Annotated in this window: 12 protein-coding genes and 1 tRNA gene; 9 read left to right on the top strand and 4 right to left on the bottom strand. The window is 40.1% G+C overall.

Translation table 11 applies throughout. From position 1 onward, the window contains the following. Positions 1-187: 187 nt before the first annotated feature. Positions 188-2,161, bottom strand: a complete 1,974-nt coding sequence (gene ltaS, locus CFT42_RS02850; protein WP_088815332.1) for a lipoteichoic acid synthase — start codon at positions 2,159-2,161, stop codon at positions 188-190. Between the two features lie 212 nt (positions 2,162-2,373). Between ltaS and CFT42_RS02845 the strand changes: the two genes are divergently transcribed. Further along, entirely contained in the window at positions 2,374-2,988 is a 615-nt protein-coding gene (locus CFT42_RS02845; RefSeq protein ID WP_088815331.1) for a DNA-3-methyladenine glycosylase, read from the top strand. Between the two features lie 65 nt (positions 2,989-3,053). Then, complete coding sequence (locus CFT42_RS02840) at positions 3,054-3,716, top strand: class A sortase (RefSeq protein WP_088809132.1); 663 nt, start codon at positions 3,054-3,056, stop codon at positions 3,714-3,716. Positions 3,717-3,798: 82 nt separating this feature from the next. Here CFT42_RS02840 and CFT42_RS02835 read toward each other — a convergent pair whose 3' ends face one another. Then, positions 3,799-4,986 carry a multidrug effflux MFS transporter gene (locus CFT42_RS02835; RefSeq protein WP_088815330.1) on the bottom strand — a complete coding sequence of 396 codons (1,188 nt, stop codon included), beginning with the start codon at positions 4,984-4,986 and terminating at the stop codon, positions 3,799-3,801. 248 nt (positions 4,987-5,234) lie between these two features. On the opposite strand from CFT42_RS02835, the gene CFT42_RS02830 reads away from it, so the two are divergent. The 6 genes from CFT42_RS02830 (at position 5,235) to CFT42_RS02805 (ending at position 10,614) form a co-directional block, all read left to right on the top strand. Then, positions 5,235-5,966, top strand: a complete 732-nt coding sequence (locus tag CFT42_RS02830; protein WP_088809130.1) for an MBL fold metallo-hydrolase — start codon at positions 5,235-5,237, stop codon at positions 5,964-5,966. Positions 5,967-5,981: 15 nt separating this feature from the next. Continuing rightward, the gene (lplA, locus tag CFT42_RS02825; RefSeq protein ID WP_088809129.1) at positions 5,982-6,977 is read left to right on the top strand and encodes a lipoate--protein ligase; all 996 of its coding nucleotides are present in this window, start codon (positions 5,982-5,984) and stop codon (positions 6,975-6,977) included. Positions 6,978-7,192: 215 nt separating this feature from the next. Beyond that, positions 7,193-7,579 (top strand): hypothetical protein, encoded by a 387-nt coding sequence (locus CFT42_RS02820; RefSeq protein WP_088809128.1) that lies wholly within the window; start codon positions 7,193-7,195, stop codon positions 7,577-7,579. Positions 7,580-7,781: 202 nt separating this feature from the next. Continuing rightward, positions 7,782-8,216: a LytTR family DNA-binding domain-containing protein gene (locus CFT42_RS02815; RefSeq protein WP_088815329.1), complete on the top strand. Its 435-nt coding sequence runs from the start codon at positions 7,782-7,784 to the stop codon at positions 8,214-8,216. Beyond that, entirely contained in the window at positions 8,216-8,665 is a 450-nt protein-coding gene (locus CFT42_RS02810; RefSeq protein ID WP_088809126.1) for a hypothetical protein, read from the top strand. The genes CFT42_RS02815 and CFT42_RS02810 overlap by 1 nt, the downstream gene beginning before the upstream one ends. 245 nt (positions 8,666-8,910) lie before the next feature. After that, the gene (locus CFT42_RS02805; protein ID WP_088815328.1) at positions 8,911-10,614 is read left to right on the top strand and encodes a carboxylesterase family protein; all 1,704 of its coding nucleotides are present in this window, start codon (positions 8,911-8,913) and stop codon (positions 10,612-10,614) included. Positions 10,615-10,648: 34 nt separating this feature from the next. Here the strand turns inward: CFT42_RS02805 and CFT42_RS02800 are convergent, their stop codons facing one another. Beyond that, on the bottom strand, positions 10,649-11,623 hold the full coding sequence (locus CFT42_RS02800; RefSeq protein ID WP_088809124.1) for a glycosyltransferase family 2 protein: 975 nt from the start codon (positions 11,621-11,623) through the stop codon (positions 10,649-10,651). 19 nt (positions 11,624-11,642) lie between these two features. After that, positions 11,643-13,637: a glycosyltransferase family 39 protein gene (locus CFT42_RS02795; protein ID WP_088815327.1), complete on the bottom strand. Its 1,995-nt coding sequence runs from the start codon at positions 13,635-13,637 to the stop codon at positions 11,643-11,645. Between the two features lie 223 nt (positions 13,638-13,860). Between CFT42_RS02795 and CFT42_RS02790 the strand changes: the two genes are divergently transcribed. Continuing rightward, a tRNA-Gly gene (locus tag CFT42_RS02790) sits at positions 13,861-13,931 on the top strand. Positions 13,932-14,013 lie beyond the last annotated feature (82 nt).

Raw genomic sequence — 14,013 nt, 5'->3', positions numbered from 1 at the left:
CTGATGACAAACGGCAATCTTCGGAGTTTTTGCCTCCGCTTCGCCTAACTTCTCACATGGTCGGGCAAACTACGCCCCTGTGGTACTCGAATTTACTTAGAATCTCACCATCTGTATTCTTATGCGTGACACGTTTTGCTTAAGTTTATAAATTTGGACCACTCGTAAAATGAGTGGTCCAGATTATTTATTTTGTTGTTTCAGACGTGTCGTCGCTGTCTGGTTTCTTTTTATTGTAGTTGTATTTTGATGGGTCGACTTTTTTGAAGCCGTCTGGTGTGTAGAATCTTAGTAGGTCGCCCTGCAAGACAGAATCGGAAAGTTGTAGTTCTTTTGCGACCGTATCTTTTGTTGCTTCCATTTCCTTCGTTTCTGTTTCAATTTGTTCGCCCGTTGTTTGGTCGTAATATTTCCCACCAATTAAAGAATAAGTTGGGCTAATAAAATCACCATTTCTAAACGGTACGAGTTCTTTATGATCTTTCGAAAGTAAATCTGTTCCCATTTGTAGGTAATCTTTTGTGTCAATACCTAGCAAGTGGAGCATCGTAGGAAGTACATCGATTTCGCCGCCGTACTGCGTTTGAACGCCGCCTTTTACGCCTGGAACGTGAACCATGAATGGCACGCGCTGCGCTTGAGCATTCTCAAAAGAATTATAATCTTTCCCTAAAATTTGCGTCATCGCAGAAGCGTGGTTATCGGAAATTCCGTAATGGTCACCGTACATAACAATGACAGAATTATCGTATAGCCCTGTTTCTTTTAGATAAGTGACAAACGATTTCACAGATTCATCTAAGTAGCGAGCCGTTTGGAAGTAAGTATCTACCGAAGAATCGCCTGTCGTAGCTGGCGCAATACTTGCCTCATCTTCATTAATCGGATAAGGGAAGTGGTTCGTTAAAGTAATGAACTTCGCATAAAATGGCTGTTTAAGCGTCTCAATATATGGCTCAGATTCTTTAAAGAACGGTTTATCTTTCAAGCCGTAATTCGAAACATCATTTTCATTCATATCGTAATAACTTGCATCAAAGAAATGGTTGTAGCCAAAGTGCTTGTACACTTCATCGCGATTCCAGAAACTCTTATAATTTCCGTGGAACACAGCCGAATCATAGCCATAGTTCGCTAAAATCCCCGGAGCTGATTGGAATGTATTCGAACCTTTTGTTGTAAAGGCGGACCCTTGAGATAAGCCGTAAAGGGAGTTCTCAAGCATCATTTCGGCGTCAGCCGTTTTGCCTTGCCCCGTTTGATGGAAGAAGTTTGTAAAGCTAAGCGTGTTTTCATCCTTAAAGAAGGAGTTAATAAACGGCGTTACTTCTTCACCATTTAATTTATAGTTGATTAAAAATTGTTGGAAACTTTCTAGATGGATATAAATAACATTTTTACCTTTTGCTTTACCAAAATATTCCATGTTCGGTGCCGCATATTTTGATTTCGTATAATTAAGTACTTCATTGACGTCACTAGAGTCAGCAAGCGCTTTTTGCGTTTGTGATTCAGTGCTTTTCACAGCATCGTAGATTTGGTAATTAGTCATTCCTAGGTATTTCACAATATAATTACGGTCAAATGTTCGCGTTAAAAGTTGCGGACGATCAATTTCGGCTAGACCGAGATTGGCGAAGAACATCGCAACACCAAGCGTCAGAACGCCAACCACTTTTCTTGCACGAATGCGCGCTTCTTTATTTGGACGAACGATACCGAAAACTAGCAAGGCAATCAAAATGAGTACATCGACAAAGAATAAAATATCCGTCCAGTTTAGTAAGGCAAGAATACTTCCACCCATGTCACCCATATTTTGCATTTGCTTCGGATTTAAGTTCGGAAGCGTGATAAAGTCCGAGAAGAAACGGTAGTAAACCATATTTGCAAAAAGAATAAAAGTCAAAAGGAAATCGATCACGATAATCCAAATAAAAGAACGTCGACCTTTTGCAAATAGTGCCAGTCCCATAAAGAAGACAGCCGTACTGAGCGGATTAATGATCAATAAAAATTGTTGCATTGCATTTTCAATACCAAGGTTAAATTGCGTTTCATAGGCAATGACTGATTTTAGCCAAAATAGAACGACGGCTAGAATAAAAAATCCATAATTTTTGCTTAGAAAAGTCAGGATTTTTCCTTTCCCATCCTTCATATTACACCTCTCCTACACTCTATTTACTATCTAGTAATTTTTAGATTTTGATGAAAAAAAGCAGGGTTTCGCATATAAAATACAAAGCCTGCACCAACATAATCTTAACATAATTTTAACAAAAGGGAAAACATAACACATGGGTCTTGAGATGGATGACTAGAAAAAAATACGCAACATCGGTTATTATAGAAGAAAAACGAGGAAAACCATTGAAACTAACAGAAAAATTTTTTGAGAAAAAGACTACAATTGAAGTGGCGCGAGATTTACTAGGGGCGAAACTCGTACACGATAAGTGCGGCGTGAAATACGAAAGCTTAATCGTCGAGACCGAGGCTTATTTAGGCGAAACTGACCAGGCGGCGCACAGTTTTCGGAAACGGCGCACAAAACGCACGGAAGTCATGTTCAGACAAGCAGGCGCGATTTACATGTACCAAATGCATCGCCAAGTTTTGCTGAATTTCATTACGATGGAAGCAGGCATTCCAGAAGCCGTTTTGATTCGCGCTGTAGCGCCGCTTACTGCCCTCCCTGAAATGGAGATAAATCGCGGCGGAAAAACAGGTTTTGATATTTCGAACGGGCCTGGCAAATTGACACAGGCGATGGCTTTTTCGATGCAGGACTATGGTAAAACGCTGTTTGATAGCAACATTTGGCTTGAAGAAGGTAAGCGGCCAGTTCAAATTGTTGCGACCGAGAGAATTGGCCTCCCAAATAAAAAATTGGCGAAGCATTTTCCCCTAAGGTTTATTGTGGGTGGAAATCCGTATGTTTCGGGAAAAGTGAAGAATTTATCAGAAAACAACGGTTTTCATTGAATTTTAATTTGCTGTGACGCGGTTGCTACTATATAATAGAAAAGCAAAGAAGGAGGAGGAAGGTTATGGCAAAGAAAATTATTGCAATTATTATTTTAGTTCTTGGCTTACTACTTATTTTCTCACCATTTATAAAAAGTGGCATCGTGAAATATTTAAGTGGTCATGATGACATTACGAACTATTCGGCCCAAACTTTAGATGATAATAATAAAAAAGAGGCAACATTTGATTATGATAGTGTGCAACTTCCTTCTATGAAAAATGTTGTTGAAGGAGCAGCGAACTATGATAAAGACGCGGTTGTTGGTTCCGTTGCGATTCCGTCTGTCGATATCCAACTAATGGTATTAAAAGGGACGAATACGGCGAACTTGCTTGCTGGTGCAACGACAATGCTTCCTGATCAACAAATGGGCAAAGGGAATTATCCACTTGCAGGGCACCATATGCGCAATGAGTCGATGCTTTTTGGTCCGCTAATGGATGTAAAAGAAGGTGCTAAAGTTTATTTAACCGATTTAAATTCACTTTATGAATATAAAATCACATCGACGAAAATCATTGATGAAACAAATGTCAGCGTACTGGACGATGCCGGAGACAATCGCATCACACTCATTACGTGTGATAAGCCAACCGAAACAACAAAACGCTTCGTAGCAGTTGGCGAACTAACGAATACGCAAAAATTAACTCCAGAACTTAAAAGTAAATATTTTGAATGAAAAGAAGCATAAATCCAGTAAGAACCATTTCTTTAGATGGTAGTATTACTAGATTTATGCTTTTTGTTTTTAGCGACTCATTTTATTTTGCGAATTTGGTGCAAATCATGGAAATGAGTAAAAGCAATACACAAAATAAAGGAAATACAAGGATAGAGCCGGTGTGAAAAATACTAATTAAAAATGTACAGATGCTTACAATACTGTAGTAGCCTAAACTTAAAAATGCCCCAGCTGTACCAGCTACATCAGAAAATTTAACTAATGCTAGGCTTAAACAGTTTGGTAAGGCCATTCCAATTCCTGTAAGAATGATGAAAATACCTATTATATAAACAAGCACTTGCAAAAATAAAGGTAAAACTAAAAGTGAAATGAAAGAAAGGAATAGGCTACCTATTAATGATAATTTAATGCCGTTTTGAATAATGGCATGCGGTGCTTTCTTTTTCAATAATTTATTGGATTGCCATGCACCTAAAATGGCTGCTGAAGCGACTACACATCCCATAAGTCCGTATTGACTTTGAGTAAAGTGAAACTTTTCAATAAAGATTGTGGGTGCTTCGGTGTGATAGCTAAAAAGCAGCCCATTAAAGATTCCTATTAGAACGCCAAATGCTAGCGTATATCGATCTAACAACATTGTTATACCTATTGAAAAAATTTGCTTGGCATTCCTTTTTTCTGAGGAAAGACGGACAGTTTCTGGCAATCCTTTAAGACTCCAAAATAATAAAAGCATGCCCATGACGACTAGAAATAAAAAAACGAATCGGAATCCATAAAATTCACCAAGATAGCCACCAATCAAGGGGCCAATTGCTGGTGAGAAGGCTAAAGCGGCTGAAATTTTAGCAAATAACTGATGGCGTTCCGTGCCTTCATAATTATCTCGTAAAATTGTTTGTGTAGTTACAGAACCTGTACTTGCACCAAATGCTTGTATAAAACGACCTACAAATAACCATTCAATATTTTTAGATAACACACATAGTATGCACCCTACAACATAAATCACTATACCTAAATTCATTGCTTTTCTTCGACCAAAATAATCTGAACCGATTCCCCAAAAGAAAACGCCTAACGCAAAAGCTACAAAGTAAATGCTTAACGTCATTTGTGCGATATTTAATTGGACACCATAACCATGCGCGATTTCTGTTAGTGAAGGTGTATAGATTGTTTCGCTTATTTGTGGAAAGCCTACTAGGCAGACTAATAGAGCTAAATTTATTTTTTTACTTTTTTCGATGTTTTTTTCCATTATTAAACTCCTAATTTAATTATAATCTGGGAAAAAAACATCCTTCACAGGGAAACGGTGGAACCATGATTTTTATGCGATTATAAAAATTCATGTTATCACCTCTTTCTTTTCATTTAAGCTTAAAGAATAACATAAATATAAAGGCGGGGCAATGCGGATTGAAACAACAGCACAAAGCCTATTACTTTGGTTTAAAAACGAAGTGTTGTATCATGGAATTATGTTGAAGAGAGGGTGAAAAACATATGGAACTTACTGTTTTTGGTCACTGGGGCGGGTATCCGCTAGCGAATGATGGGACAAGTAGTTATTTGCTATCAGAAGGTGACTTTCATCTATTAATTGACGTCGGAGCAAGCGCTGTTTCAATTATGCAAAATGACATCCATCCAAATGATTTGGATGCGGTCATCATTTCACATTTCCACCCAGATCATGTGGCCGATGTTGGTATTTTACAACATGTCCGCCTACTTTCGGATATGGAAAATAAACCGCCTGTTTTGCCGATTTATGCGCATAAGGAAGACGCACGTGGCTATTCGTATTTAGATATGGAAGGCGTCTCAAAAGCACATGAATACCGGGCGAATGAGGAACTTAAAGTTGGGCCATTCCAAATTCGCTTTTTAAAAACAATTCATCCAGTTCCGTGTTATGCGATGCGTTTTGAAGCGAATGGGAAAGTGCTGGTTTATACGGCGGACAGTGCGTATCAAGAGGCGTTTATTCCATTTGCAAAGGATGCTGATTTGCTCATTACGGACACAAATTTCTATCAGGATATGGCTGGGAAGTCGAAGGTGCACATGGCGAGCGTTGAAGCGGGGAAAGTGGCGCAAGAAGCGGGCGTTAAAATGTTGCTGCTGAGCCACCTGCCACAAAAAGGAAATTTAGAAGAGCTGAAAAATGAAGCGGAATCGGTTTTTTCCGGCGACACGAAATTGGCTGAAAAAGGTTTAAAAATTCATATATAAAAAGGGGTAAGAAACGTGTATTTTATTGATAACAAGGATGAAAAAGATCCACGCATCAATCTTGCGGTCGAAGAATTTATTTTAACGGAGCTCAATTTAGACGAGCCAGTGCTGCTGTTTTATATTAATAAGCCGTCTGTTATCATTGGACGGAACCAAAATACGATTGAGGAAATCAATACGGAATATATCGAAAAAGAAGGAGTTATCGTTGTGCGGCGCTTATCAGGCGGTGGCGCCGTTTATCATGATGAAGGAAATCTAAATTTCAGCTTTATTACAGAAGATGATGGCGATTCTTTCCACAACTTCGCGAAATTCACTCAGCCGATTGTTGAGGCGCTCAAAAAACTTGGCGTAAATGCGGAGTTAAAGGGGCGAAATGACCTGCTAATTGACGGTTTCAAAGTGTCTGGAAATGCGCAGTTCGCGACAAAAGGAAAGATGTTCTCGCACGGCACGCTCATGTACGACTTAAACCTCGATGATGTGGCGGCTTCGCTCAAACCGCGCAAAGATAAGCTGACGTCAAAAGGAATCAAATCCGTGCGCAGCCGAGTTGCAAATATTGCTGATTTTTTGGATAAAAAGATGACCACGGAGGAGTTTCGCGATTTATTACTTCTTTACATTTTTGACGTGGAAAACGTATCCGATGTGAAAGAATACAAGCTGACTGACGCCGACTGGACGCGCATTCACGAAATTTCAAAAGAGCGCTACGCCAATTGGGATTGGAACTACGGAAAATCTCCTAAGTTTGATTTGGAGCGAACAAAACGCTTCCCGGTAGGTTCTGTCGATATTCGTCTGAATGTCAATAAGGGCATCATTTCCGACATCAAAATTTTCGGTGACTTCTTCGGCGTTTTAAACGTATCCGATATTGAAGAACGTCTAAAAGGTGTTACCTATAAAAAAGAGGAACTTGAAACGGCGCTTGCTGATTTAGACATTCAAAAATATTTTGGCAACATCACAAAAGCGGACTTTTTAGAGTTGCTTTATTAACGCGTGAAAGAGGATACGTATAATACGCATCCTCTTTTTCTTGATTTCAGGAGAGTAATAAACTGAAAAATTCACATAATGGACACAGAATGTTAGTTTTACATATGCTACACTTAATACTGGAATGATTTAAAAATAATAATGAGCTGAATGATTACCGAATGATATTTTTGACATATGGTGAGATGCGGCGAAGAGGGAAGTTGAATTAGAAAATGAAAATAACAGTAAAAAGAAACACCGGTTTTATGGGAGCGGCAACTAAAGTCGCCTTAAAAGTAAATCAACAAAAGGTGAAATCGTTAAAACACAATGAAGAGGTAGAAGTAGACATACAAGGAGATTCAGCCGAAGTAAATGCTAATCAAGGTTTTTTCGGAAGTAAAGGAGTGAAAGTTGCTGCAGGGGAATCGGTAGAAATACAGACAAATCCGACGGCTCTTCTTTTATTTGGAATTGTTCTAGCCCTGTTAATTTTATCTTTCTTTTGGAATAGTCTAATCGGGACCGTAGTAATGTTTGTAGGGATTTTGACCACGCTCTTCTTTTGTATTAAGAATTATTACATAGTTAAACCTGGTTCATCAAATAGCCAGAAATAAACGATTTTGTTAGGGAAAATACATAAGTTACGCTAGAAAATGGCCTAGGAGTCGTCAAAAACTTCTGGGCATTTTTTGTGCGCTCACATGCGTAAAAGGTTTGAACTTCTAAGTTTTCACAACTTGTATGTTTGATTGCGTAAGTTGCCTATCAAATAGAATGTTTTTCGATTATAATTGGCGTATGAAGTGAGGAGGTAGAATGATGGAAGTGGATATCCGAGAAGGTTTTAAGGCAGTTCGAGCTGAAATACGTTGTCCTTACGAAGATGCCGAAGTACGACGAGCTGCAAGACTGCTTAGAAGTTTGGGACAAGAAATTAGTGGGAAACTCGGTGGCAAAACATATTTACTTGAATTGCTAGATATATTATATGTGGAATCTGTTGACCGAAAAAGCTTTGTTTATACAGCGGAAGAGACGTATGAAACGGCATTAAAATTATATGAAATTGAGGAACGATTCCCGGATAGCAGTCTTTTTCGCAGCGCCAAGTCCCAAATTTTAAACATTTCGCATATCTCAGCTCTTCGCCCAGATTTTAACGGTAGATTAGAAGTTTCCCTAACAAATGGAGAAAAATTAATTGTTTCGAGGCAGTATGCTCGGCAATTAAAAGAAAGGATTGGTCTATAATGAACAAAATAATGGCTTATATATTGCCAATGAAAAATTTTGCAGCCATGATTTTTGCAGGATTTATTATCCTCTATATGGTGACAGGCGTCTTGTTCGGTGCCATTTACAACACAGATTTTGATTATAAAATCCCGTTCACCTTTGTGTTACAAGGACTTGTGTTAGCACTATTAATTTCGTGTTTGTGGTCCATTTTGTTTAATAATAAAAGAAAAAGTCGCACCTTTATCCGGCTAATCATCTTTGCTATTATCCTTATAGGGCTTGTTAAGATTAGTGCGCTAGCGTTACTTACATTATCACTCCAGTGGGTCAGTTTATGGATTGCGGTTACAGCAATAATTGCGGTCGGATTAATTGTCATTGCCATTTTAGGCGAATTATTTTTTAGAAAAGAGGGGAAACGTTATACAGAGAAATTAAAAGAGTATCAAGCGAATTTATAATAGAAAGCGTATAAATTAAGAAGTAAATGTGTAAAACACACAAGAAAATAAAAAAATATGTCTTTTTAGAAAATTTTGTATGCTTACTCTTGCTTTCATCAGAATACGTGCTATATTAAATTTATATATATATTCTTGTTAAGGAATGTAACCTTATGGGCATAACCTGAAACAATGATACGCAGCTTTTTTGTGTATTTTTGTTTCAGGTTTTTATTATATATTCATAAAAAAGGAGTGGAACTATGAAAAAGTGGATTATGTTAGTTTTAGTAGGTTGTTTATTTGCTTTAGCAGGGTGTGGAACTAGCCAATCGGAAGCACAAACAGGATTAACGTATAAACAAGGGGTGCTAGAAACTACAAAATATGGAAAAGTAAAAGGTTATCAGAGTAAAAATGAAAACGTTTTAATTTGGAAAGGAGTACCTTATGCCAAGGCACCTGTTGATGAATTGCGCTGGAAAAAACCAGAAAATCCTAAGAAATACAAAGGCACGTTAGATGCAACCAAGGATAGTGAGATGTTTATTCAAACTTCTCAAGATGGTGTGACAGGAAGCGAATCAAGTTTGCGTCTGAATATTTACCGACCTAACACAAAAGAGCAAAATTTACCTGTTATGGTTTACATTCACGGTGGGAACAATCAAGGCGGGAGCGCTACGGAAATTAGTGGTGAAGCTTTTGTAAAGGATTTAAATGCGATTTTTATCTCAGTAGATTATCGTCTTGGAGCATTAGGATTTAATCCTCTCCCAGCTTTACATACAGGCAACAAGTTAGAGGATTCTGGCAACTACGCGTTACTTGATATGGCGAAATCATTAGACTGGGTGAAGGAAAATATTACAGCTTTTGGCGGGGATCCCAAAAACATTACATTTTCCGGCTTTTCAGCAGGAGGAAGAGATGTTATGGCGTCGTTAACTTCGCCTGTTTTTGACGGGAAATATCAAAAAGCCATTGCTTTTAGTGGTGGTATGACAGTGGCAGATCCAGAAGATAGCGTGAAAGTTTTTGCGAAGGCAATCGCGCCACTTGTTGTAGAAGATGGTGTCAAAAAGACAACGGAAGAAGCTTATACGTGGTTACAACAAGATAAGAAAGAAGTGCGGGACTATTTATACGGTTTATCAGCGGAACGATTAAGCAAATTGATGGGCAATGCCTCTATTCGCATGAGCGCTTTCCCGCATCTTTATACGGACGGAGCTGTGTTACCTAAAAATGGTTTTGACACGAAAGAATATAATGATGTGCCATTAATGATGTTGTCAGGGACAAGTGAATTTTCCTTTTTCGCAATGGGAGATCCTTATTTTGCTGAAAGCCTAGCAAATGGTGATATTCCAAAAAATCAGGAAAAACTAGCCGAATTTAACTTTGCGAAACAATATGGTAGCGATATGTATGCCTTGTTTAACACAGAGCTGTCAGCAGAAAAACTAAGTGAACATTATAAAGGTGATATTTATAACACGAAAATGCCTTTTGGAACAAATCTTAAAACGACAACAGATATGAGTTTGGTGGGGGCATTTCACGGCGTGTTTATTCCTTTCTTGGATAGCAACAATCAAACGTACTTATCTACGATTACGGAATCGTATCAACTACCTGGAGCGAAAGAGTTGCAAGGGGAATTCAGAGCGTATCTTAAAAACTTCTTGCATGATGGTAATCCAAACGGTGATGATTTGACGAACTGGACAAAATGGAGCAAACAAAATCAAGCTAGTTTACTTCTCGATGCGAATGACAATCATGCGCAAATTAAAATGGAGAAAGAAACGGATACGAATCAAGCTATTATTGAACGCATTGAAGCGGACACAAGCATTTCAGAAGCAGCTAAAAGTAAAATTGTCCACACTGTATTAAATGGAAGATGGTTTAGCGCGGATTTAGATGCCTACTATCATAATCCTAGTTTATGGCCTAACTAAATAAATGAACCGCCCGATTTTCGGGCGGTTCATTTTATTTGATCTGTTCTTTCAGTGCGTATAAATGGCTTGCCTCAAAGCCGTTTGCCTCGTCCACCACGTAAAGCGGGCGGTGCCGCGTTTCTTCGTACATGCGGCCAATGTATTCGCCAATCATACCAAGGACGAGGAGGACGATGCCGAAAAAGATGAGCTGAATGATGACGATAGACGCCCAGCCAGGCACCGTCATGGTGGTAAAGAGTTTTTGAAAGAGGACGACAATCATGTAGAGGAAGCCGCATGTGGCAACCGTTACGCCTAAATAAGTTGCGAGTTTTAGAGGCAAATAAGAGAAAGAAGTAATGCCGTCAAGCGAAAGCTTAATCATTTTCTTGAGCGGATACTTCGTTTCACCGTAAAGCCGCTCATCGCGCTCGTATTCGACCTCCGTTTGCTTGAACCCGAGCCAGCTCACCTGACCGCGGACGAACGGATTTTTCTCCTCCAACTGCCGAAGCGCCCTGCACACCTTCGCATCCATTAGCCGAAAGTCGCCAGTATCAACAGGGATCGGGGTATCGGACAGCTTTTCAAGGATCCGGTAGAACACTTTGGCACTAAATTTTTTGAAAAACGATTCACCTTTACGGACTAAACGTTTCGCATAGACAACTTGGTAGCCTGCGCGCCATTTTTCTACCATTGCGGGAATGAGTTCCGGTGGGTCTTGCAAATCGGCGTCAATCACTACAACGGCTGCGCCACTTGCATAACGAGCACCCGCGGTAATCGCAATTTGATGGCCAAAGTTCCGCGAAAAATGAATCACTCGAACGTGCATATCTAGTTCCTGGAGGTCATCTAAAATGCGGCGTGTGTTATCTTGGCTGCCGTCATTCACAAAAATCAGTTCAAAATTAGGCGTTAGACCCCGCATGACGGCCGTTAGACGTTCGTAGCTGCTTATTAAAACTTCTTCTTCATTGTAGACTGGAATGACTACTGAAAGCTCGATTAGATTGGTCATTTCACATCATCTTCCTTTCCTATTTCAATAAATAAAGCGTTCCATTTCCAGTTCCATTCATGCCCTGTGCTCCGAAAGCACTTGTAGTGGCCGACGAATTTGCGTCTGTTTCAGAACTATACTCGCTGGAATCAATTGCGGTTCCATTTTCTTGAATCCAATTAATGACGTCTGAGTCGGCTGCTTTACTATTACTTGGAAGGTAAAAGTATTTTATTTCGCCGTTTTTAACCATCGTTTTCAGTTCGCTTACGGTGAGCGTCGGGTCGGTCCCGTTAAAGCCACCCATCGCCATGACGGCTTTTTGCGTTTTAATGATGTAAGGGCCTGCTGTTGTCGCGTCTGTCGTGCCGAATAAATATGTTTCGCCGGTATTGTTTTCTTCTAAATACGCGATTAAACCAGTGTCCACAGAAGCATCTGCGAAACCGCCGCCGCTTGAAGTTGCGAGTTGTGGTCCTGTTTCAGGAAGCGAACTATTGCCACCGTAAATTAAAGGCGTGAGCGACCAATAGGTTGGTGCCGCTAGTAAAATTGCCAGTCCGAGCGCTGTGATTTTTGCGGTAAGACCTTTCGATTCTTTGCGATATAACACGAGGAAAAGCGAAATCGCTGCTACGAGAAGGGCAATCCCAATGGCAAATGGCGCGCTATACTGAAAGACGAAGAAGGCTTGCAAGAAACCAGTTAAAGTAATGGCACTTGGGAGTAAAAAGGATTGCCAATTTTGCTGCTCGCGATATAGTTGGAAAAGAGCGACTAGCCCTGCGCCAGCTAACGCCGCAATTGGAGGAGCGAGCATAATCAAATAATAATGATGGAAGAAACCAGCTACGCTGAAAAATCCGGCAACTGGAAGAAGCCAAGCTGCCCAGAAAACCATTTCCTTTTGGGCATCTGATAAGTGAAACCATTTTGCGTTTTCACGACGACACGCAATGAAAATCGCAAGTATGCCAAAGAGTGCTAGCGGCAAGAACCAACTAATTTGGTCGCCTAAGGCCGTTTGGAAGAGCCGTAGCGGACCTTTTTCGCCTGTGCCAAACATACCGCCGCTACCCATCATTTTTGAACCGCCTTGTCCGCCACCGTTTTGTCCAGAAGGGGGGCTAGGCATGCCGGTTGAATTGCCATCGCCGAACGACTGGCTGCCATCATTTTGTCCGCTAGGTGCGCCGCCTTGCAAGCCGTAACTGCTAGTAGACGGGCCACCGCCGCCGGTTCCTGTGCCGGTTTCCTGCCCAAGTAAACGTTCCACGCCATTGTAGCCGAAAGCAAGTTCTAGGACGGAGTTCGTCTGACTGCTTCCAATGTAAGGACGACTCGACGCACTTGTTTGGTCAACAATAATCGCCCACGAAACGGATACACCGAGCATGAGGACGAGAGATAGCGCCAAATGGACCGCCTTTTTTTTCCAAGAAATGTTAGTAGCGAGTAAATAAAAAACTACGAAAGCAGGAAGTACCATGTACGCCTGCAACATTTTGACGTTAAAGCCAACCCCAATCATGACGAAAGCGAGCAGCAACCAGCCAAGTTTTCCGCGCCTAACAGCTTTGAATAGAAAGAGCGCACCAAGCATTAGGAAGAAAACGAGGACGGCATCAACGTTATTTGTTCTGGAAACGGCTACCGCGATTGGAGTTAGCGCAAGTAGAAGTGCCGAAATACGGGCCGCCCATTTTCCGAAGCGCGGCCGAATTAGGATATATAAAAGGATAACGGAGCCAACGCCAGCAAGTGCTTGCGGTAAAATGACACTAAAGCCATGAACGCCGAATATTTTAGCGCTAATCGCCTGAAGCCAAAAAGCAACAGGTGGCTTGTCTACAGTAATGAAGCCTGCTGGATCAAAGGAGGCATAAAAGAAATTATGGAAATTTTGTACCATACTTGTAACGGCTGCTGTATAATAAGGATTAACCGTTGCATCATTCCAAATACCATAAAAATTAACAAAAATAGCTATACAAATAATACCAACAAAATAAAAATCAATTTTTTTCTTCATGAAATCACTTCTCTCTTTTTATGAATAATCTTAGTGTAAAAGCTAAATGTGAATAGGTTATGAATAAATTTGGAAAGAAGTTTAAAATTCAGACGGATTAGATGTGAGGCTTACCCAATTTTTAACAAAAAAAAACATAAATTTTTAAAAAAGGTCTTGTCAAAATTAGTATCTGGTGTTATGATATAAAAGTTGTTACAAACAACGTCATAAAGCCAATTGTGCGGGTGTAGTTTAGTGGTAAAACCACAGCCTTCCAAGCTGTTGTCGGGAGTTCGATTCTCCTCACCCGCTCTTTACATACTGTTACTAACGCAGTGTTTCGACCTTTTTAAGCGAAGCATTGCGTTTATTTTTTATTTTAAAAGGAGGTTTT

The organism is Listeria goaensis (assembly GCF_900186125.1).
Classification (GTDB): Bacteria; Bacillota; Bacilli; order Lactobacillales; family Listeriaceae; genus Listeria; species Listeria goaensis.
This window is presented reverse-complemented; position numbering and strand designations above follow the sequence as displayed.